The sequence below is a fragment of the Paenibacillus sp. HGF5 genome, assembly GCF_000204455.1.
In the GTDB taxonomy this organism is placed as follows: domain Bacteria; phylum Bacillota; class Bacilli; order Paenibacillales; family Paenibacillaceae; genus Paenibacillus_AQ; species Paenibacillus_AQ lautus_A.
Window position 1 is genome coordinate 1 of the sequence record NZ_AEXS01000019.1, and the last position, 21496, is coordinate 21496.

A 21496-nucleotide genomic window follows, 5' to 3' on the forward strand; every position below is an offset into this window, starting at 1 on the left:
GCAAATGCGAGCCGGCTTCCTTGTCTTCGACAGGCGGTTGAACAAGGCATCATACAAACATAAAGCGTATGGATCGTTAACACCCTGTCGTTTCGGGTGCTTCGATCCATACGCTTTTTTAAGGAAGGGGTTCTTCCCCTAATTCTTAAGATACAAACGGGAGCTTGCCTCCCAAATCTCGCCCGGCGCCAAACCGAACAGACCGATCTCGTCCGCAGGCAAGTCCGTGTTCGGTGCATTAACCAGGTTGATCTGCGGTTCAGGACAGAAAAATTTTCGGGACGCCTTGCTGTTCCATACCATCCACTGCTTATACGAGTTGCCGACATCGTAAACGAATGTTTTGCCAAGCTTGGTATCCGTCAGCTCCATGCGGTTTCTGCCGTTTTGCGGAACGGCCGTATAATGGTTGTCCATCGAATCGAAATAGGGATTCACGCCGCCCGTGCGAAGCAGCTTTTCTTCTGCCGTCAGCGCTTGGAACTTGCCGGTCGGCAGCATTCGGTCGTTCATCTCCCACCGCTCGCCAATGGTGATTCTCACGACGCAATCATCCGCCGTGCTTTCCGGGGCAAAGGGAGCATTGATCGCCGTATGGAAAGCTAGCAGGCACGGCATGCTGCTGGTACCCTGATTCCGTATAAACACATGCTGTGCCAGGCCGTCCTGATTCAGCGTGTAGCGAAGACGGAAGGTGAAGCGGTGCGGAAGCATGGCATACACCGGATGATTCTCGTCAACCGTGACGGAGACCACCACATAACTCTCAGCCTCGCTGCTGCCATAATCCTCGACACTCCAAGGGGTCGTATGTAAAAAACCATGGAGGTGATTGCCCGTCTCTTCTTCGTTTACCGGGAATTGATAGGTTTGTCCGTTCCAAGGAAACCGTCCGTCCTCATATCGGTTAGGCGGAAACAGAACAGGAATGCCGTGAACGCCCGGACTGGCTTTGAATGCTTCCATTTCGTTCTCTTCCGGCTCGCGCAGGAACCGGTAACCGCTTACGTTATCCCTGAAAGCGATGAGATTGCCTCCGATTTCAGGCAATATCGCCGCTTCATAAGGGCCATGCTGGAGCCAAACCGCACGCTCTCCCTGATACGATCCTTCATACGCTTTGTGGTTCATCGGGTGATCTCTCCTCTCAAGTGTGAACGTATATAGATTATCATACCAGTGCCCTTACTTCTATATGTTCGGGGTAGACGGGCTGACCCATCCCCCCCCTCTCACGGCCGGCCATTTAAGACGAAAGTTTGGCTTTTGAAGCGTTTGGCGGAATCGGAGCCTGGGCCGGCGGTTCGTTGGCTGCCGGCTGTTCGGCCGAAGCCAGCTCCTCATCCAGTTCCCTGGTGTACTCGGTTCTCTGCTGTTCGTTCCAGCCCAGTACGGTAGCCATATAATTGATCACGGGCACCTTCCATTTTCTCGTCCAGTCGATATGAAACAAGAGAGACCCCGTGCGACGGATAAAAAAGTCGGCCGGCTTCGATGCCATCTCGTGCTCAATGGCATACATCAGCGGAACCAATACCGACACCGGAAGCGCCGATGCCTCCGCCTGATCGGAGCCTTCCTTGGCCAAACGGAACAATTCCGCTGCGTTTGAGCCGTACATTCGCGCCCAGTGCTCGGCAAGCTTGCGGTCAATTCCTTGCGCCGCGCCGATCTCCGTCTGCTTGCGGACAAAATCCGGAAATTGGCTGGAACCGCCAACCTGACCGCCGGAAATCGGCAGATTCTTCGTTACGCTGGCGCCATATGCCTTACCGCCGCTTTCTTGAATCCGTTTCGCTACCAGGTCAACGACGGTGTCGGCCATTTTCCGATATCCGGTCAGCTTGCCTCCGGCAATGGTGATCAGGCCGGAGGGGGATTCCCAAATTTCATCCTTGCGGGAAATTTCGGACGGGCTTTTGCCTTCCTCCAGAATCAGGGGCCGGACTCCGGCCCATCCCGATTCAACGTCTGCCGGACTTAGCTTTACGCCCGGAAACATATAATGGATGGCCTTCAAAATATAATCCCGGTCTTCCACCGTGATCAAGGGACGTACGGGATCCGCCTTGTAAACCGTGTCGGTTGTGCCGACATAGGTTTTCCCGTCCCGGGGAATGGCAAACACCATCCTGCCGTCGGGCGTATCGAAGTAGACCGCCTGGCGAAGCGGGAACCTGGATTGGTCGATGACCAGATGAACCCCTTTGGTCAGCTGAAGCATCTTTCCCTTCCTGGACTTATCCATTTCGCGCACTTGGTCCACCCAAGGTCCGGCCGCATTTACGATTTTGGTGCCGGAGACGGACTTCACAGCGCCGCCGAGCATATCCCTTACCGTAACCCCGGTAATCCGCCCATTCGCATCATAATTCAGCGACTCCGCCTTGGCGTAGTTAAACAGAACCGCCCCTCTGGCGGCCGCCTCCTTCATGACCTCCAGCGTCAGCCTGGCGTCGTCCGTCCGGTATTCCACGTAATAGCCGCCGCCCTTCAGGCCCTCCTGCTTCAGAAGCGGCTCCCGCTTCAATGTCTCGGATGCGGACAACATGGATCGCCGTTCTCCCCGCTTCACGCCGGCCAGGAAATCATACACCATCAAACCGATGGAGGTACTGAATTTCCCGAAGGTGCCGCCCTGATGTATCGGCAGCAGCATCCACTCCGGAGTCGTTACGTGCGGTCCGTTCTCGTACACCACGGCCCGTTCTTTGCCTACCTCGGCCACCATGCCGACTTCAAACTGCTTCAAATACCGCAGCCCGCCATGCACCAGCTTGGTGGAACGGCTGCTCGTTCCCGCCGCAAAATCCTGCATTTCCACCAGCAGCACCGACATGCCGCGCGTGACCGCATCCAGTGCAATCCCCGCACCCGTGATTCCGCCGCCGATCACGATCAGATCGTAGGTGCCCTCTGCTATTCTTTGAAATCGATGCCCGCGGTCCAAACTTGAAAACGACTGTGACTGCTCCACATTGAATCCCTCCCAGTATGCTTTACCCTGTTTTTATCTATCGTTACCCTTCCCCAGAAAAAAGACAGCAAAAAAGAGACCACGAACACGCGGTAACAACCCCATATCATGAGGTTTCCGCGCCTAGTGGTCTCTCCAAGTCTCCAGACATCTATTCACTTATTGATCATTATACCATATAAAATGCTAATGAAAAGCCATTGCTGCATAAACGGCTTTTTTCCAGCCGCCGTATAATTGCTCCCTTGCGCTTTCCTCCATGGTTGGTTTGAAGCTTTGCCCCATGCTCCACTTGCTGCATATCTCCTCCTGATCCTTCCAGAAGCCGACAGCGAGCCCTGCCAGGTAAGCTGCACCGAGCGCCGTTGTCTCCGTAATGTCCGGCACTTCCACCGGAACGTTCAGGATGTCGCTTTGGAATTCCATAAGAAAGGTGTTGGACACCGCTCCTCCATCCACCCGCAGGGATTCGATATGAAAGCCCGAATCCTCTTCCATCACGGAGAGCACATCGCGCGTTTGATACGCAAGCGACTCGAGGGTTGCACGGATGAAATGCTCCTTCGACGTGCCTCGCGTCAGGCCGAAGACCGCCCCCCGCACATCGCTGTTCCAATACGGACTGCCAAGACCGACAAAAGCCGGCACCACATAGACGCCTTCGGTGGATGGGACCCGTCTTGCATAGGGCTCGCTGTCCTTGGCTTCGCGGAACATTCGAAGACCGTCGCGCAGCCACTGTATCGCGGAGCCCGCCACGAAAACGCTGCCCTCAAGGGCGTATTGTACACGGCCATCCAGTCCCCAGGCGATCGTGGTGATCAGCCCATGCTCGGATTGAACCGGCTTATCGCCGGTATTCATCAGCATAAAGCTGCCTGTTCCGTAGGTCGTCTTCACCATGCCTTCGGAGAAGCAGGTCTGGCCGAACAGCGCCGCTTGCTGATCGCCGGCCGCTCCGGCAATCGGAACCTCTCGCCCGAAGAAGTGATAGGATGCCGTATTGGAATATATTTCGGATGACGGCCTGACCTCAGGCAGCATGGCCTTGGGTATGTCCAGCAGCTGCAGCAGCTCCTCATCCCATTTCAATTCATGGATGTTATAGAGCATCGTACGCGATGCGTTGGAATAATCGGTGACATGCACCTGGCCGCCCGACAGCTTCCAGATCAGCCAGGTGTCGATGGTCCCGAATATAATCTCTCCTCGCTTGGCCCGTTCGCGCGCACCGTCCACATGATCGAGGATCCATTTGATCTTCGTTCCCGAGAAATAGGGATCGATCAGAAGTCCCGTCTTCTCCCTGACCGTCCCGTCATGGCCTGCTGCAATGAGCTCCTCGCATATGCCGGCCGTCTGGCGAGATTGCCATACGATGGCGGGATATATCGGTTCACCGCTCTTGCGGTCCCATACCACGGCGGTCTCCCGCTGATTCGTAATTCCGATGCCGGCAATCTGCTCCGTCTTCACGCCCGCTTCGGATAAGCAAGTCGCAATGACCGCCAGAATCGAGCCCCATATTTCGTTGGCATTCTGCTCCACCCAGCCGGGCTTCGGAAAATACTGCGGAAATTCCCTTTGAGCGGAGTGAACGATTTGCCCTTCGCGGTTAAACAGGATCGCGCGCGAGCTTGTCGTTCCTTGGTCAAGCGCCAGAATGTACTTCTCCAAGCATCTTCTCCCCTTTCTGCTTATGCATTTAACCAAAGATAACGTGCAGATGGAAACGTTGTCAAATCCATTATTCCATGAAAGAGAAGCCCAGCAGGTCCTGCAGCAGGACCGAAGCCGCACCCATTAGCTTGTCCTCCTCGCCCAGGGAAGCCAAGCCGAAAACCATGTCATCCTTCAGAATCGGCATCGCATGCCGGTCGATATATGCGCTGACCATGTCCAGCAATTCCGGATTTCCATGCGCCAAATCCCCGCCTAATATCAACGCCTCGGGATTAAACATGTTCACCAGGTTGACGATGGCCGCTCCCAAGTGCTCGGCCACTTCTTCATTCAGATCCCTCGCCAGCTTGTCCCCCTTGCGAAGGGCTTCCTTGAATACGGACGGAACAATTTTACTGTAATCCCCTCCACTCAGCTCCTGGATCAGCGTCGGCCTTCCCGTTGCGATCGCCGTAATAATGCGGGAATACATAGCAATCCAGCTGATATAACTGTCGAGGCAGCCTGCATTGCCGCATTCGCAGCGGATTCCGCTGCGATTCACGCTCGTATGCCCGAATTCACCCGCACCGCCATGCTTGCCTCTTAGGAGATGATCGTTAATCAAAATACCGGAACCAAGCCCGTCCCCAATGGATATATAGATCAGATTCGCGAACGCGTAATCGCCGAACCGGCGTTCGGCCAGCACAACGGAATTCATGTCATTCTCAACCCAGGTCCGCATTCCGTAGCGGTCTTCAAATATCCGTTTCAGCGGAACATTCGTCATCCGCAGTTTCGTGTTATAATGCACGACGCCCTGGCTGTCGCTCACAATGCCGGGGACGTTAATGGAAATGCCGACGCACCGTTCCAGGTCCTCCTGACCTGCCATGAAATCATCCATCAGGTGCAGCAGCCGCTCGATAACCGCTTCTCCCTGGAGTCCGGCTATAGGGTGCGTTTCCTTTGCGAGCACCTTCGCCTCCAGATTCATCCGGGCCAGGATCATGACCGAATTCGTTATGCTTACGGCTAACAGAAAGTGATTATCCGGATTGAATTTAAGCAGTATGGGTTTTCTCCCGCCGCTGGAGGAGCCTGTTCCAATTTCGGAAACGTAGCCTTCCCTGATCAGTTCTTGAACGGCCGATGCCACCGTGGAGGGACTCAGCTTGTTTTTTTGGCCAGTTCGATTCTCGATATAGGGCCTTCCGTACGGATCTTGTTCAGCACCTTGGACCGGTTTAGCGCCTGGATCAGCTTGTGATTGCCTTTTTTCATATTGTTCAAGCAAGTTCAACCTTTCTATGGGTTCTTCATTGTAGTGCGACTTTCTGTATCGGAAAAATGAGGTTAGAACCACTATAACATTTTCAACGAGCGGATATAAACTTATTCCATTCATCGAAATAACATACGGCGTAAGATTTGATAATGACTCTCTCATATTGTGAAAAAAAGAATTTAAAAGGATTTGAAATCGCTATCTTGAAAAATAAACAAGGTGATTATATAATCTTTCGCAATAGAAGCTGGTTATTCTGTCAAGAAAGATAGCATTGAGATGTTAACTTTTTTCGACTAATGGAATAACTATCGCTTTTTACACTCAAACACAAAGGGGGCGCTTTGGGGGATCGATTCACTTCGAACAAGCCACACGACCAACCACGCTTGATCAAAAACCATGTGAATTCAAGGAGGGTTATTTGATGAAAAAAAGAATGTCTGTCCTGATTTCGGTACTGTTCGTGTTCTCCGCCCTGCTGTCCGCCTGCGGAGGCGGCAATGCCTCCGGAGGAGATAATGGCAAGAAGGTTATCAACGTTGCCCTATGGGACGAAAATGTGCGGGACACGCTGGACAAATCCATCAAAATTTTCAATGAGAAGCATCCCAATGTACAGGTGAAGGTGACCTACACCCCATGGGCGGATTATTGGACCAAGCTGAAAACCAGCCTCGCCGGCAACAGCGGTCCCGACGTCTACTGGATGAACGGACCCAACTTTCACTCGTATGCCTCCTCCGGTCTGATCAAAGACCTGTCCCCCCTGATCGAGCAAAGCGGGCTCGATACCTCGGTTTATACCGAAGCGCTCGTCGATATGTATACCTATCAAGGCAAGCTTCACGGACTTCCTTACTTCCAGGATTCCGTAGGACTTTTCTACAACAAAGAACTATTTGACATGGCCGGGCTGCCCTATCCCGACGATACCTGGACCTGGGAAACGGTAGAAGAGAACGCAGCCAAGCTGACGGATAAATCGAACGGAATCTACGGCTATATTACGCCGATCGACAGTCAAATCGGTTATTACAACTATATTGCCCAGGCCGGCGGATTCGTGATATCCGACGATAAAAAAACGTCCGGTTACGATACGCCGGAAGCTCTTTCGGCATTCAAATGGCAGCAGAGCCTGATTGAAAAAGGCTACTCTCCGAATGCGCAGCAGCAGCTTGAAACCAAGTCGCGCCAGCTGTTCGGATCGGGCAAGGCCGCCATGTTCCCGGGAATCTCCGTCAACTCTCCGGAACTGCACAAGCTGCTTGGCGACAAGCTGGGCGTCGCGGTTCTGCCCGCCGGAAAGGAAAAGGCGTCCATCGTCCATGGACTCAGCTGGGCCATCAACGGCAAAACCAAGGTCGAGCAGGAGTCCTGGGAATTGATTCAGATTCTATCCGGGAAGGAAGGACAGGAATTGCTGGCTGACTCGGGCTTCTCGATGCCTGCTTACAAAGGCACGGAGGGTGGCTGGCTGAAATCCATTCCTTCGCTTGATCTGCAAGTGTTCGTCGACAGCCTGGAGTTTGCCGTCCCGTATCCCGTATCCCAAAAAACCGCAGAGTGGCAGGACGCGGAAGTGAAGGAAATCCAGGCCGCCTTCCTCGGCAAGAAAACGTTTGAAGAGGCGTTGAAAAATGCAGGTGAGCAGATGAATGCCATCCTTGCGACGGAAACCAATTAACGAACAGCCCTTCCAATACGGAACCTAAGAAAGGACGGTGCAGCCTGTGAGCTCTCCCATCACTGTGACCACGAAACCTCCTGAAACGACGGCCAAGCGAAAGGTCGGGAAACTTGCCTTTCACGAAGCCATGTGGGGATACATCTTCATTCTGCCTGTCGTGCTGGGCCTCGGTCTGTTCTACATGGCACCTTCCGCCGCCTCCCTGTTTCTGTCGTTTACTTCCTGGGACGGACTGACTGCCCCCCAATTCATCGGGCTCGATAACTTCGCGAATTTGATGAAGGACGACAAATTCACCGGCTCCATGCTGAACACGATGCTGTATACCATCGGTACGGTACCGTTATCCGTTGCACTGGCAACGGTGCTGGCGGTGCTGCTGAACCAGAAGATCAAGGGTATGGTCTTCTACCGCACGTTCTATTTCATTCCCGTCATCACCATGCCGATCGCGGTCGGCATGGTGTGGAAATGGTTGTACAATTCCGAATTCGGATTAATCAACCATGTGCTGGGCGTCATGAACCTGCCGCAGCCCAACTGGCTGTTTGACGAGAAATTCGCCTTGTTCTCCATTGTGCTTGTCAGCGTGTGGAGCAGCATCGGTTATAACGCCGTTATTCTGCTCTCGGGTCTGCAGGGCATCTCCGGCAGCTACTATGAAGCGGCTTCGCTTGACGGAGCGGGGACGCTGTATAAGTTCTTCCGGATTACGCTGCCTCTGCTCACGCCCAGTTTGTTCTTTGTCCTGGTCATGTCCTTCATCAATTCGTTCCAGGTGTTCGACCTGATCTTCATCATGATGGATCAGCAGACCACGATGCTCGAGTCCACCCGGACGGTGGTATACAGCATCTGGGAAGACGGATTCAAATACTTCAACATGGGGTACGCTTCGGCGCAAGCCTTCATTCTCTTCGTGGTCATTCTGATCATCACCATGATTCAGATGTACATTCAGAAGCGCTGGGTCCATTACCAATAACAGGAGGTGCGTAGACGTGACTACTTCAACCCAAGCTGAAAAAGCAAGCCGCCTGGCGGTACACATCCTGTTAGCCGTCGGGGCGCTGCTCATGATCATGCCGTTTCTGTGGATGATCTCGACATCCTTCAAGTCCTTTGCCGACTCCATGTCCGTTCCACCGAAATGGCTGCCTGTGGAATGGCATCCGGACAACTACCTTCGTGTCATCCAAACCATTGATTTCGGCACTTATTATTTGAACACCGTCATCGTGACGGTGGGTCGCACCGCGGGCCAGCTCATTCTGTGCTCGCTTGCAGCCTATGCTTTCGCCAGCTTGAGGTTCCCGTTCAAGAATGCCATTTTTCTCGCCCTCCTGGCCGTATTGATGGTACCTTCCCAAGTCGTTATGATTCCGAGCTTTGTCATCATGCGCGAGTTCAACTGGCTCGACACGTTTTACGTGCTCATCGTACCCGGCATATTCAGTGCCTTCGGCACGTTCTTGTTAAGACAGTTCTTCATGACGCTGCCGAAGGATCTGGAGGAAGCCGCCAAAATCGACGGCTGCAGTTATTTCCGGATCTACTGGAATATCTACTTGCCGTTATCCAAGGCCGCACTCGTCTCGCTGGCGATTTTCACCATCTTAGCCTCATGGAACGATCTGCTGTGGCCGCTCATTATGACGAGCTCCGAGGAGATGCGAGTGCTTTCGATCGGGATATCCAGCTTCCAGGGGCAGCATTCCACCGATTATCCGCTGCTGATGGCCGGGGCCTTGATGGCCACCCTCCCCATCATTATCCTGTTTATCTTCCTTCAGCGATACTTTATTGAAGGCATCGCCATGAATGGGATCAAAGGATAACCGACTGAATCAGCCCACCATGTAAAAAAGGAGTGTACGATAAATGTTACACGTGTTAGTCATTGGTGCAGGCGCCATGGGAAAAACCCATGCCGCCGCCTATGCTTCAATGCCGGGAGTGAAGCTTGCCGGCATTGCCGATATCCGGCTGGAGAAAGCGAGGCAGCTTGCGGACGAATATGAAGCAGGCGCCTATCGTTCGATCGAAGCGGCGGTAGAGGATTTGGGTGCAGGTCAGATCGATGTCATCGACGTCTGCCTGCCAACCCCGCTTCACAAGGACTACGTTGTCAAAGCGGCGGACATCGGCAAGCATGTCATATGCGAGAAACCGCTGGCAAGAACCGAAGAAGACGCGCGATTCATGATCAACTACTGCCATGATAAGGGTGTACGCTTGTTTGTCGGTCATGTGCTGCGCTTCTTCCCGGAATACGTGAAGGCCAAGGCGCTGCTCGATCAAGGCAGCATCGGGAAGCCTGCTGTCATCCGGGCTGGCCGCGGCGGCGGTTATCCGATCGGCTGGAACCATTGGTACAGCGATTTTGGAGCGAGCGGCGGCATTACGCTGGATGCGATGATCCATGATTTTGATTACCTGCGCTGGTGCTTCGGAGAAGTTGAGCGCGTCTATGCCAAGGGGCTGAACGGCCGCCACCAGGCTCAGCTGGATTATTCGCTGGTGACCCTTCGCTTCCGCAGCGGCGTCATCGCTCATGTGGAGGGCACCTGGGCCCATGACGGCTTCTCCATGAATTTGGAGATGGCAGGCACGAGCGGCATCATTGACTATGATAGTGCCAAGGACAGCCCGCTTCTCTTCAAATCGCGGAGCAGTGCCGCGACGATTCCCGGCGTCGCCGTTCCGGAAAGCCCGCTTGAACGCAGTCCCTATTACCGGGAACTGGAACACTTTATGTCGTGCATCCGCGACGGAAGCGAGCCGCTGGTTTCCGCCGAAGACGCCTATGAGGCGCTTCGCATCGCACTTGCCGCTCTAGCCTCCATGGCCGCAGGCGAGCCAGTGGTTATCGGGGACGCTGCGCTTACCCTCACCTCGACATGAAATAAACGCTATCGATGTATTATCTGGAGAGCCCGCAGCCTGCAGATTTTGTTGCTGGATAAGGAGGGCAAGCCTCTGCGGGATATACTTTCTTATCACTAAACAAGGAGAGAAAGCCATGAAATTGGGAGTGATCAGCTTTGCGCATATGCATGCGTTCAGTTATGCCAAAGCCCTTCTCGGAATTGAAGGCGTGGAGCTTGCCGGCATTGCCGACCCTGTAGAGGAGCGTGGCCGGAAATACGCCGAGCATTTCGAAACCGCCTATTATCGGGATTATCGCGAGCTGCTGGACCAAGGCTTGGACGGCGTCATCGTGACATCCGAGAACGCGCATCATAAGGAACACGTGCTGGCCGCCGCTGCGGCCGGGGTTCATGTGCTCTGCGAAAAACCGCTATCGACCAACATACAGGATGCACAGGACATGATTCATGCCTGCAAAGCTAACGGCGTGCTGCTGCAAACGGCATTCCCGGTGCGTTACAATACAACGGTCGTGCGGGCCAAGCAGATGATCGATGAGGGGAAATTAGGCCGCATTCTGGCCATGAAGGGAACCAACCGCGGACGCAATCCCGGCGGTTGGTTCATCGATCCGGAGCTCTCCGGCGGAGGAGCCGTCATTGACCATACCGTGCACGTCGCCGATATTATGCGCTGGATCACCGGTGCCGAGGTCAAGGAAGTGTACGCCGAGGTCGACCATCTCATCTCGGAAACTCCGATTGATGACAGCGGCATCCTGACCATGGAATTCGACAATGGCGTATTTGCTACGCTGGATTGCAGCTGGTCCCGCAACAAGGAGTTCCCGACCTGGGGCGACGTCACCCTGGAAATCGTCGGTTCCGCCGGGACCCTCAGCGTCAATGCCACCAGTCAGAAGCTGCACGTATATACCGATGAATCCGGATACCGCCATCAGGCTTGGGGCGACAGCATGGATGCCAGCCTGATCAGGGATTTCGTAGATGCCATCTCCTCCGGTGCCGCGGAGGCATCCGTTACCGGCGAGGACGGGCTTCATGCGCTAGCCGTGGCCGTAGCCGCCTACCGATCGTCAGCAGACAAGCGGACGATCGCGATGTCGGAGCTGTGATTGGATAACCGGCACAGAAGTCGTTTTCTCGTCGTATACGAGAAGACCTTCTGTGCTTTTTTTCATAGCGGATCCGTAAATCCTGGCCCAAATGAATGCTTGAATAATATGGATGGCGGGGCTATAATCACGTGTGAGTAATCGAGTTACCGGAACTTGAAGCCAACATTTTATACGATCGGGAGTGAAGCAACCTATGATTAAAGCAGGCGTGATGGGAGCGGGCGGCATGGGCGCCGTTCACATTAAAAATCTTCACGGGAACGAACATGTCCAACTGGCCGCGATATGCGATACGAATGAAGCGTTAGCCAAACAGCAAGCCGAGCTTTACGGCGCGGCATATTACACGGACGGCAGCACGATGCTGGAGCAGGAGCCGCTCGATGTGCTGTATGTGTGCATTCCGCCGTTCTGCCATGGCGACATTGAAGAGCAGGCAGCTGCCAAGGGCATTCATCTGATGGTGGAGAAGCCGCTGGGGCTGGACGTCGAGTCCGTTCGCCACAAAGCCAAAGTCATTGCTGAAAGCGGAATCATCGCCGCCTCCGGTTACTGCCTGCGGTACCTGGATACGGTGGCGATCGCCAAGGATTTTCTCAAGGACAAAAAAATCGGCATGGTCCGCGCCCACTACATCACAACGCCTGTGCCGACACCATGGTGGCGCAAAAAGGCATTGTCCGGCGGGCAGCTGGTTGAGCAATCCACGCATACCATGGACTTGGTCCGCTACCTGTGCGGCGACATCACCCGCCTGTATGCCGATATGAAACTGCTGCTGGTCAACGACATTCCGGATCTGGACATTCCGGATGTGGGCGCCATCCAATTCGTCTTGGATTCGGGGGCCGTCGGCCATATGCAAACCGGGTTTATCCAGTTCGATCACCGCAGCGGTATCGAGATCATGGGCCGGGATTTCCGGGTCGTCCTGGACGGAACCACGCTCTCCATCGTAGACAAGGAGAAGGAAGTGGTGTACCGCAGCAAGACGGACTTTTACAAAAATCTTACCAATGCCTTTATTGACGCTATTCGGAGCAATGACCCGAGCCTGGTGCTGGCATCCTACGAAGACGGCTTCAAGACGCTGGAAGTGACGCTGGCGGCCAATGAATCCGCCGAGACCGGCCAACCTGTAACGATTCAGCCATAATGCAATAAGGGCGTTCTCGCGGTCTGCAGACTTTGAGGACTCCCTTTTACTTTTCGTTTAACAACATGTTTCGTTCTGTTCATGCAGCGCAGTAAGCAGCCGCTTCACTGTCAGAGCTTCTTGCCGCTTGGTTATTGCTGGGAGCGTGAAGATGCCCGCTCCACTCTTATAATCCAAGCGAAATGTATTTTACCTCCAGGAACTCCTCCATTCCGTAATGCCCGCCTTCCCGGCCGAGCCCGCTCTCCTTAAAGCCGCCGAACGGCGCTTGCGCTGTCGAAGGCACCGGATCATTCACGCCTACTATTCCGTAATCCAACGATTCGGCAATGCGTACCGCTTCACCCAGATTTTGCGTAAATACATAGGCGGCCAAGCCATACGGACTGTTATTGGCACGCTGCACGGCTTCGTCTATCGTTTCGAAAGTGGTAATCGGCGCAAGGGGTCCGAAGGTCTCCTCGTTCATGCACTCCATGTCGTCCGTAGCGTTCATGATGACCGTGGGCTCCACATAATTGCCGCCGAGCTCGGGCAGGGCTTGACCGCCTGCCAAGACGATGCCGCCTTTCTCTTTCGCATCCTTGATCTGTCGTACGACTTTATCCGCGGCTTCCCGATTAATCAAGGGACCGATATCAACCCCCTTCTCCATTCCGCTGCCTACCTTCAATTGCTTGACAAGCTCCGAAAACTTCGCAGCGAATTTCTCCGCGATCCCTTCCTGAACATAAACCCGGTTGGCACATACGCAGGTCTGTCCCCCGTTGCGGAACTTGGAAGAAATCAATCCGGCAGCCGCTTGATCCAGGTCCGCCTGATCGGTCACGATAAACGGGGCATGGCCGCCAAGCTCCAGCGATATTTTCTTGACGTTGGCCGACGCGCCGGCCATCAGCTGCTTCCCTACTTCGGTGGATCCCGTAAAAGACAGCTTTCTAACCCGGCTGTCCTCTTGCCAAACGCTGGAAATGTCGCTGGAAGACCCGGTTACGATGTTAATGACCCCGGCTGGAATGCCGGCTTGATCCGCAAGCTCCACCAGCTTGATCGCCGTGAACGGCGTCTCGCCGGATGGTTTGATCACCACGGTGCACCCCGCAGCCAGGGCCGGCGCCACCTTACGTGTAATCATGGAGGCCGGGAAATTCCAAGGCGTGATGGCGGCAACGACGCCAACAGGCTGCTTCGTTACAATGATGCGCTGGCGGCTGGATGATCCGGGGATGGTCTCACCGTAGATTCGCTTGCCTTCTTCCGCGTACCATGCCACGAAACTGTTGGCATATTGTATCTCGCCCGCCGCTTCCTTCAGCGGTTTCCCCTGCTCCGTGGTCATAATCCTTGCCAATTCGTCCGTATGTCCCGCGATCAGCTCATGCCAGCGGCGCAGCAGCTCTCCCCGCTCGTTCGCCGTTCTGCGGGACCATGCCGGAAAAGCATCGGCGGCCGCATCGACGGCAAGCCGGGCTTCCTTCTTCCCGCCTTTGGATACGGTACCGATAACCGTGCCGTCCGCCGGGTTATATACATCCATCTGCTCCTCGGTCTCTATCCATTTACCGTTGATATAGATTTGATTTTGAAACATAACAAAAGACCTCCTAATCGATTCTTCATGACTGAGAGTATGTGATATCATGATTGACTAAACATGATTTAACTTAGGGTCCGTCCTGCCTATTATCCGATATCCACTTACCCTAATGCAAAAAAATAAAACACCGGAGCTTCGTCAAGAAACTCCAGTGCTTCCATATTCATAGCTAAGGTTCACCTATTTAACGGCTGCGTCTACTTCCGTGATCATTTCGGATACGGATGTCAATCCGCCTCCGGACAGATACCAGAAATCAGGGTTCAAATACACGATGTTGCCCTCTTTTGCGGCATTGGTTGTGTTTACAAGCTCGTTCTCGACAACCGCTTTGGCGCCTGATTCTCCTTCACCCGTGGCTACCGCTGCACCGCGGTCCACAACAAAGAGATAATCCGGGTTCATCTCAACGATGTATTCATTCGAAATATCTTTACCGTGCGTGCTGACTTCAATGTTAGGATCGACGGCACCGAAACCGAACACGTCATGCAGAATGCCGAAACGGGAGCCTGGGCCGTACGCGCTGATTTTGCCTTCGTTCGCCAGAATGATCAGGGCTTTCTTGCCGGTTGCAGTAGCCTTCTCATTCAAAGCCTTGATGTTCTCGTCGATCGTGGCAAGCTCTTTTTCAACTTCGGCTTCTTTACCGAAGATTTGACCCAGCGTATTCATGTTCTCTTTGAAGGATTCCATGTATTTGCTTGTGTCCACGCCCAGGAAGATCGTCGGGGCAATTTTGCTGAGTTCCTCGTAAGCATCCTGCTGTCTGCCGGAAATAATGATCAGATCCGGCTCGATGCTGTTGATTTTCTCAAAGTCAGGCTCTTTCAGGCTGCCCACATTCTCATATTTCTTGTCTTCGAATTTGGACAGGTATGCCGGGATATTCGCTTGCGGAACGCCCAAAACCTCAACGCCCAATTTATCCACGGAATCCAGAATGCCAAAATCGAATACGACGACGCGGGAAGGATTTTTCTTGACAGGCGTTTCACCCAGCTTATGGGTAATCGTGATTTCTTCGGATGCAGGCGGCGTTTCTCCCGCAGCATCGCCTCCAGCCGCACCGCTCGTTTTATCGTCCTGACCACAAGCCGCGAGCACAAGCGTGAACATTGCTACCATAAATAAAGCCAACCATTTTTTCATTCCTAACACCCCATTTTTTATATTTAAAATCTTTATAATTCAACATATATTTGAATTTATGGTTGAATATGTAATTCATTTTGGGCAGAGGAAACCATGCCGTCCTTTAACCAAGGCGGCCTAGTCCTTGTGCAGGGAGTGAGCTCGCTTCATCAGCTTCTCCCTGAGCCCATATCATATTTTCAAATCCCGAATCCTTGACGATTAACCGTAGTATACGCACACCCGATTGTCGTTAATCTCTTCGATCTCGATGTCCATGTCGTAGATGCCGCGAAGAACATTGCTCTGAATGATGTTCTCGGTTTTCCCTTCGCTTTCAATCGCTCCGTCCTTCAAGGCCACGATGTAATCCGAGTAGAAGGAAGCGAAGTTGATGTCATGAATCACGATCACGATCGTTTTGTTCAGGTCGGCGACAAGCTTTCGGAGAATCTTCATAATCTGTACGGAGTGTTTCATGTCCAGATTGTTGAGAGGTTCATCCAGCAGGATATACTCCGTGTTCTGGGCGATGACCATCGCGATATAAGCACGCTGGGTCTGACCGCCGCTGAGCTGATGAAGATATTTATGCTGCATATCCTCAAGCTCCATATAGGAGATGGCTTCATCCACGAACTTCTCGTCTTCCGCGTTCAATCGGCCTTGGGAGTATGGAAAACGCCCGAAGGATACAAGCTCGCGCACCGTCAGGCGGAGGCTGATATGGTTCGATTGCTTCAGAATCGAAACCTTCTTCGCCAGGTCCCCGCTTTTCCATTGACTGACCTCTTTGCCGTCCACCGTAATTTGACCGCTGTCCTTGCCCGTTAGTCTGCTAATCATGGACAGCAAAGTACTCTTACCGGCACCGTTCGGGCCGATAAAGGACGTAATTTGACCTTTCGGGATCGTAACCGACACGTTATCAACGACTTTTTTGCCGCCATAGACTTTCGATACGTTCGTAACCTGGATCATGCTTTACTCTCCTTTAGTAGCAGGTATATGAAGTAAACGCCGCCGATGAAGTTGATGATGACGCTTAGCGTAGTAGAGAACGTAAACACCCGCTCTACCACCAGTTGGCCGCCCACCAAGGCGATAATGCTAATCAGAATGGACGCCGTGATTAAGTGTGAATGCCGGTATGTTTTCATGAATTCATAAGCGACGTTGACCACAAGCAGTCCAAGGAACGTGATCGGTCCTACCAATGCGGTGGCCACCGAAATGAGAACCGCGACCACGATCAGAAGCCTCTTCACAACGTAATCATAGTTTACGCCCAGGTTGATCGCCTGGTCACGGCCCAGCGACAGTACGTTCAAGTACTTGGCAAACCGGGCAAAATACAGCAGGGTCAGCGCAACGACTATGACGGACAGGATGAGAAGCTCGGTCTTCACATTGTTGAAGCTGGCAAACATCTTGTCGGACACGTACTGGAACTCGTTCGGATCGATCAGCACTTCCATAAAGGAAGACATGCTGGAGAACAGGGTTCCAAATATCATGCCGATCAGCAGCAGGAAGTAAATATTGTTTCCTTCCCTCTGAAACAAAATCTTATATAGGATCCCGGCAAACAGGATCATCGCGCCGACATTGATCAAAAAGTTAACATTGCTGCCCAGTTTATACAGCGTGAAGGAACCGAAGACAAAGATCACGGTCGTCTGGATCAGGATATACAAGGAATCCAATCCCATCACGCTTGGCGTCAGTATCCGGTTATTCGTGACCGTTTGAAACACCGTGGTAGACAGAGCGATCGCCCCGCCGGTCAGAATAATGGCAAGAACCTTCTTGATTCGTCTTGGAAGGGCGTAATCCCAATTGCCGCCAAGATCAATGAACAGAAAGACTGCCACCAGGATGATTGCCGCCGCGGCCAACAGGCCGAGTTTGGCTTTATAAGTCATAATCCTTTCTCCTCATCAGTAAGAAAATGAATATACCGCTTCCGAGTACGCCCACGGTCAGACTAATCGGAATTTCATAGGGATAAATGATGATCCGGCCAAGGATGTCACAGAACAGTACGAACCCGGCCCCCAGCAGCGCGGTATGCGAAAGGCTTTTTTTCAAGTGGTCCCCTAAGTACAGACTGACAATATTAGGTATGATCAGACCAAGGAACGGAATCACGCCGACGGTCAGCACAACGGAAGCCGTAACCAGCGCAACGATGACCAATCCCAGGTTCACGACTCGCCGATAATGAAGTCCCAGGTTGGTTGCGAATTCCTCTCCCATTCCGGCTACCGTAAACTTGTTGGCAAACAGGTAAGCCAGAATCACAAGCGGGATACTGAGATACAGCATTTCATACTGGCCCTTCATGATCATGGAGAAATCGCCCTGCAGCCAAGCCGACATATTCTGTATAAGATCATATTTGTAGGCAAAGAAGGTCGCGACCGAACTGACGATATTACCGAACATAAGTCCTACCAGCGGGATGAAGATCGCGTCCTTGAACTTGATCCGATCCAGTATCTTCATGAAGATAAAGGTTCCTGCCAGCGCGAATACGAATGCCACGAGCATTTTGATAAGCGGGCCGCTTGTCGTAAAGACGAGCATGGCGACCAAGATCCCCAATCTGGCGGAGTCCATAGTGCCCGCCGTCGTCGGCGATACGAACTTGTTGCGGCTGAGCTGCTGCATGATCAATCCGCAGATACTCATGCTGACACCCGCCAATATGAGGCTGACAAGCCGGGGAATCCGGCTTACAAGCATAATATGCTGTTGTTGTTCTGTCATCGAGAACAGTTCCAGTGGCGAGATTTCTTTAACTCCAATAAATAACGAAATTATGGAGAGTACCACAACGGCTGCGAATAAGTATCTAATCTTCATGGCTCTTCCTTCTATGCGTATGTCTGTCGAAACCCGGCAGTCAGCAATTCCCCAACCATTCTCATTGAGATTGATTATCAATTGCGTTCTGATATGGATTATATCATTCTCATTCTCAGTCGACAAGTATAATTGAGAATGAAAATCATTTAATTTGTTCATCCAAGTATCATTTGTTCATGATTTGTTCATAATATGGAGTTTCGCCGAGATCAATTTTATATCGCTGAGGCTGAGCTGCTTAGATTCGGGGTTCCCGAAATACATACATATTGGAAGCTGATTTAATTCTCAGTAACCGGGTATAAAAAATATAAATTAACTTTCCTTCGAAGCGTTGACAATACCTCTAAGTTATATTAATATGCTAACATAATTATTATTTCTAACTAAACGTAAGTTAATGTGAAATGATAATTCAACGACAGCAATTCAACTCAACATGCATATTTGCTTGAATTAAAGGACATCTTTGTTATCAGGCTTATGCAAACATGATTACATCAGGAGGTTTTTTCAATGTCTAAAGATTTTTCAGCAGCACTTAAGCATCGTCGTTCCCATTATGCCATCAGCAAAGACCCGGTCATTTCCGACGAACGCATCCAGGAGATTGTTAATGAAGCCGTTAAATATACTCCGTCTTCTTTCAACTCCCAAAGCGCACGCGTCGTTGTACTGCTTGGCGAACAGCATGACAAACTGTGGAACCTGACCGAAGGCATTCTGAAAGAAGTTGTCGGAGACGAAGAGGCTTTCAAATCCACAGCTGAAAAAATGGGCGCATTCCGCGCTGGATACGGCACGGTTCTCTTCTTCGAGGACAATAACGTAGTTGCCGACCTGCAGCAAAAGTTCGCGCTGTATGCCGACAATTTCCCGGTTTGGTCGAACCAATCCAACGGCATGCTGCAATTCGTGGTATGGACGTCCCTCGAGGCAGAAGGCCTGGGCGCATCCCTCCAGCATTACAACCCGTTGATCGACGAGAAAGTGAAGTCCGAATGGAACATTCCGGAAAACTGGAAGCTGATCGCTCAAATGCCTTTCGGCAAACCGGTTGCAGATCCGGGCGAAAAAGAATTTGCGCCGCTTGAAGATCGCGTGAAGGTATACAAGTAAGCCGTAGCCGGCATAAGCCGCCTATCCAAGTCCAGAGGATTGGAGCAGGCGGCTTTTTTATGGTGCCCTGCCATTGAAAACCTGCCGCCAAAACGATACAATAACACAGGAAGCAGGCCTTTCGCCTTCTGATCTTCGGAAGTTCTTGGAGCCAGCTTGATTACCAACTGCATATTTGATGTTTGGCTGTACTAGGGGTGCCATGTGCTGAGAGACGGCGGGCTGCCGTTAACCCTTATCACCCGATCTAGATCATACTAGCGTGGGGAAGTGTAGCATTTATGTTTATTTTTTTGCGTAGGCATAACTGCACTTCTTCATGGGGTGCGGTTTTTTTGCGTGGACTTATACAATGGGGAGGAAAAAATTTATGAATGAGCTTGTATGCGGAACGAGCCGGATCGTGGGATGCCGGTTCTCGGTATTTCCCATGACGGATCGGTTCGTGGAAGTGATCACGGAGGCGCTTCGTTCCGTGGATTCGGAAAAGGTCTGGATCCAAACGGATGATGTAAGCACTTGTATTCGCGGACGTGCGGAGCATGTGTTTGATGTGACGAGAGCGATATTCGCTCATGCCGCGGCTAGCGGCGTGCACACGGTGTTTAACGGTACTTATTCTATCGGCTGCCCAGGCGATACGGATGCCGATGCGTATATGGACGAGGATTCGACCCGCTTAAACCACGATATCGGGGAACACGCCGATATCGAAACGGCCTGCCAATTCGCGCTTTACCCGATGGGTAGCGCCGATTACATGGATGTCATTTACGCAGAAGTGGATCGTGCGAAGGCAGCGGGCACATTCGGCGGAAGCGTTCATTACGCCAGCCGATTGGACGGGGCGTTGTCCCGGGTGTTCGGATCACTCGAAGACGCGTTCCAACATGCGATTCAATCCGACAGCAGCCATCTGGTCATGACCGCGGTGGTTTCGGCCCACAGCCCATCTCCCAAATCCAAAGCTTAAGGTCCTTTCCAACAGATAAAGGCCCGGCAAGCGCCGGGCCTTTATCGATTGCAGGCAAGAATATTGACGGTGTTTAAACCCAAGCACTCAAGATGATTACGAGCAGGATAAAGAGAACCAATATAGTTCCTACTGAATTGCCCCATGCGCCGCCGTATGCTCCGCTCATGAAGATCCCTCCTGGATTTAAAAGAATGACGTGAGTTAATCACGTTATTATCTTATTGCTTGTGGCGGGCGAGCGTCACGGCTAATGTACCCCCCTCTTTTTTTATGCAGGGCTTATTTATTCCTCATAACCGACCAGCAGCTTGCCTCCGTACGGGCTGAGCGCTTCCTCCGTCACTGCAATAAGGTCCGAAGGATCGTCCTCCCGATAAATCGCCAGAAGCGCTGCCTCCAGTCGATCCCCCATGGCTGGGCTATAGCCGTTGAACAAACGGAACAGCATCTTCCCTTCACCCGTCCACTCCCGGTTTGCCCTCAGCACGAATTCGCATAGAGTCGATGCTATTTTGTGTACCGTAAACCATTTTTCGCCTTCTCTGCGGGGACTTGTCAAGTCCAGCAAAAACTCGGTTAGCATGTAGCGGTATTCGGCAATATCGCTCGGCGACAAGGGCATGGGGCCGTAATTCAAATCACTCCGGGCATCCGCCCGAACCTCTTCTCCCTCAGGCAACGAACGCAGCACCGTACCTTCGGCGACCATCCGCTGTAAAGACGGATTCGCCGCCAGCACTCCCACGTCGAAATATTCGCGATAGGAGGATAAGGACAATATGAATATTTCCGCGATCCAGCCATGCGCTTCGATCGTCTTCCTGCTGAAGTCATGTCCGTCCCGTTCAATGACGATGATGTCCAGATCGGATTGTTCATTATATTCGCCACTGCTCGCGCTGCCGCCAAGTACGGCAAGCAAGCAGTCGGGATAATTTCGTTGCATGACGCGTATCGCTGCCTCCGTCGGTTCCAGTCTCATGGACGTTTCCTCCATTAATTCTCTCATCC

At 52.4% G+C, this 21496-nt stretch carries 20 protein-coding genes and 1 riboswitch; of the genes, 8 read left to right on the forward strand and 12 right to left on the reverse strand.

Going from position 1 to position 21496, the window contains the following annotated elements; all coding sequences use genetic code 11:
• Positions 1-138: 138 nt before the first annotated feature.
• The 5 genes from HMPREF9412_RS02735 to HMPREF9412_RS33555 form a co-directional block, all read right to left on the reverse strand.
• The gene (locus tag HMPREF9412_RS02735) at positions 139-1131 is read right to left on the reverse strand and encodes an aldose 1-epimerase (RefSeq protein ID WP_009589912.1); all 993 of its coding nucleotides are present in this window, start codon (positions 1129-1131) and stop codon (positions 139-141) included.
• Between the two features lie 115 nt (positions 1132-1246).
• The gene (locus HMPREF9412_RS02740; protein ID WP_009589973.1) at positions 1247-2977 is read right to left on the reverse strand and encodes a glycerol-3-phosphate dehydrogenase/oxidase; all 1731 of its coding nucleotides are present in this window, start codon (positions 2975-2977) and stop codon (positions 1247-1249) included.
• Positions 2978-3163: 186 nt separating this feature from the next.
• Positions 3164-4654, reverse strand: a complete 1491-nt coding sequence (glpK, locus tag HMPREF9412_RS02745) for a glycerol kinase GlpK (RefSeq protein ID WP_009590054.1) — start codon at positions 4652-4654, stop codon at positions 3164-3166.
• A 70-nt stretch (positions 4655-4724) separates the two neighbouring features.
• Complete coding sequence (locus HMPREF9412_RS02750) at positions 4725-5801, reverse strand: ROK family protein (RefSeq protein ID WP_254663986.1); 1077 nt, start codon at positions 5799-5801, stop codon at positions 4725-4727.
• Positions 5802-5812: 11 nt separating this feature from the next.
• Positions 5813-5935: a hypothetical protein gene (locus HMPREF9412_RS33555; protein ID WP_302621987.1), complete on the reverse strand. Its 123-nt coding sequence runs from the start codon at positions 5933-5935 to the stop codon at positions 5813-5815.
• A gap of 422 nt (positions 5936-6357) precedes the next feature.
• Here HMPREF9412_RS33555 and HMPREF9412_RS02755 point away from each other — a divergent pair, with 422 nt between their 5' ends.
• The 6 genes from HMPREF9412_RS02755 to HMPREF9412_RS02780 all read left to right on the forward strand — a co-directional run bounded on the left by HMPREF9412_RS02755 (position 6358) and on the right by HMPREF9412_RS02780 (position 12788).
• A complete protein-coding gene (locus tag HMPREF9412_RS02755) occupies positions 6358-7620 on the forward strand; it encodes an ABC transporter substrate-binding protein (protein ID WP_009589846.1) in 1263 nt (420 codons plus the stop codon).
• A gap of 46 nt (positions 7621-7666) precedes the next feature.
• On the forward strand, positions 7667-8608 hold the full coding sequence (locus tag HMPREF9412_RS02760; RefSeq protein WP_036671097.1) for a carbohydrate ABC transporter permease: 942 nt from the start codon (positions 7667-7669) through the stop codon (positions 8606-8608).
• A gap of 16 nt (positions 8609-8624) precedes the next feature.
• A complete protein-coding gene (locus HMPREF9412_RS02765; RefSeq protein WP_009589889.1) occupies positions 8625-9461 on the forward strand; it encodes a carbohydrate ABC transporter permease in 837 nt (278 codons plus the stop codon).
• 43 nt (positions 9462-9504) lie between these two features.
• Positions 9505-10527, forward strand: a complete 1023-nt coding sequence (locus HMPREF9412_RS02770) for a Gfo/Idh/MocA family protein (RefSeq protein WP_009589793.1) — start codon at positions 9505-9507, stop codon at positions 10525-10527.
• Between the two features lie 118 nt (positions 10528-10645).
• Positions 10646-11629 carry a Gfo/Idh/MocA family protein gene (locus HMPREF9412_RS02775; RefSeq protein ID WP_009590008.1) on the forward strand — a complete coding sequence of 328 codons (984 nt, stop codon included), beginning with the start codon at positions 10646-10648 and terminating at the stop codon, positions 11627-11629.
• 196 nt (positions 11630-11825) lie between these two features.
• Positions 11826-12788 carry a Gfo/Idh/MocA family protein gene (locus tag HMPREF9412_RS02780; protein ID WP_009590016.1) on the forward strand — a complete coding sequence of 321 codons (963 nt, stop codon included), beginning with the start codon at positions 11826-11828 and terminating at the stop codon, positions 12786-12788.
• A 166-nt stretch (positions 12789-12954) separates the two neighbouring features.
• Here the strand turns inward: HMPREF9412_RS02780 and HMPREF9412_RS02785 are convergent, their stop codons facing one another.
• The 5 genes from HMPREF9412_RS02785 to HMPREF9412_RS02805 all read right to left on the reverse strand — a co-directional run bounded on the left by HMPREF9412_RS02785 (position 12955) and on the right by HMPREF9412_RS02805 (position 18387).
• A complete protein-coding gene (locus HMPREF9412_RS02785) occupies positions 12955-14379 on the reverse strand; it encodes an NAD-dependent succinate-semialdehyde dehydrogenase (protein ID WP_009589958.1) in 1425 nt (474 codons plus the stop codon).
• 186 nt (positions 14380-14565) lie between these two features.
• Positions 14566-15537 (reverse strand): siderophore ABC transporter substrate-binding protein, encoded by a 972-nt coding sequence (locus HMPREF9412_RS02790; RefSeq protein ID WP_009589901.1) that lies wholly within the window; start codon positions 15535-15537, stop codon positions 14566-14568.
• A gap of 204 nt (positions 15538-15741) precedes the next feature.
• A complete protein-coding gene (locus HMPREF9412_RS02795; protein ID WP_009589818.1) occupies positions 15742-16500 on the reverse strand; it encodes an iron ABC transporter ATP-binding protein in 759 nt (252 codons plus the stop codon).
• Complete coding sequence (locus HMPREF9412_RS02800) at positions 16497-17444, reverse strand: iron chelate uptake ABC transporter family permease subunit (RefSeq protein WP_009589942.1); 948 nt, start codon at positions 17442-17444, stop codon at positions 16497-16499. The genes HMPREF9412_RS02795 and HMPREF9412_RS02800 overlap by 4 nt, the downstream gene beginning before the upstream one ends.
• Entirely contained in the window at positions 17434-18387 is a 954-nt protein-coding gene (locus HMPREF9412_RS02805) for an ABC transporter permease (RefSeq protein WP_009589824.1), read from the reverse strand. Before HMPREF9412_RS02805 ends, HMPREF9412_RS02800 begins: the two co-directional genes overlap by 11 nt.
• 519 nt (positions 18388-18906) lie before the next feature.
• Between HMPREF9412_RS02805 and HMPREF9412_RS02810 the strand changes: the two genes are divergently transcribed.
• Together HMPREF9412_RS02810 and HMPREF9412_RS02815 are read left to right on the forward strand one after the other, a co-directional pair.
• On the forward strand, positions 18907-19509 hold the full coding sequence (locus HMPREF9412_RS02810; RefSeq protein WP_009589776.1) for a nitroreductase family protein: 603 nt from the start codon (positions 18907-18909) through the stop codon (positions 19507-19509).
• A 183-nt stretch (positions 19510-19692) separates the two neighbouring features.
• Positions 19693-19795: riboswitch (TPP riboswitch) on the forward strand.
• A gap of 84 nt (positions 19796-19879) precedes the next feature.
• Positions 19880-20482, forward strand: coding sequence for a YkoF family thiamine/hydroxymethylpyrimidine-binding protein (locus HMPREF9412_RS02815; protein WP_009589863.1), 603 nt, complete (start codon positions 19880-19882; stop codon positions 20480-20482).
• Positions 20483-20555: 73 nt separating this feature from the next.
• Here the strand turns inward: HMPREF9412_RS02815 and HMPREF9412_RS31905 are convergent, their stop codons facing one another.
• Complete coding sequence (locus HMPREF9412_RS31905) at positions 20556-20651, reverse strand: hypothetical protein (protein WP_015736424.1); 96 nt, start codon at positions 20649-20651, stop codon at positions 20556-20558.
• Between the two features lie 117 nt (positions 20652-20768).
• A complete protein-coding gene (locus HMPREF9412_RS02820; RefSeq protein WP_036671101.1) occupies positions 20769-21467 on the reverse strand; it encodes a nucleotidyltransferase domain-containing protein in 699 nt (232 codons plus the stop codon).
• Positions 21468-21496: the final 29 nt, after the last annotated feature.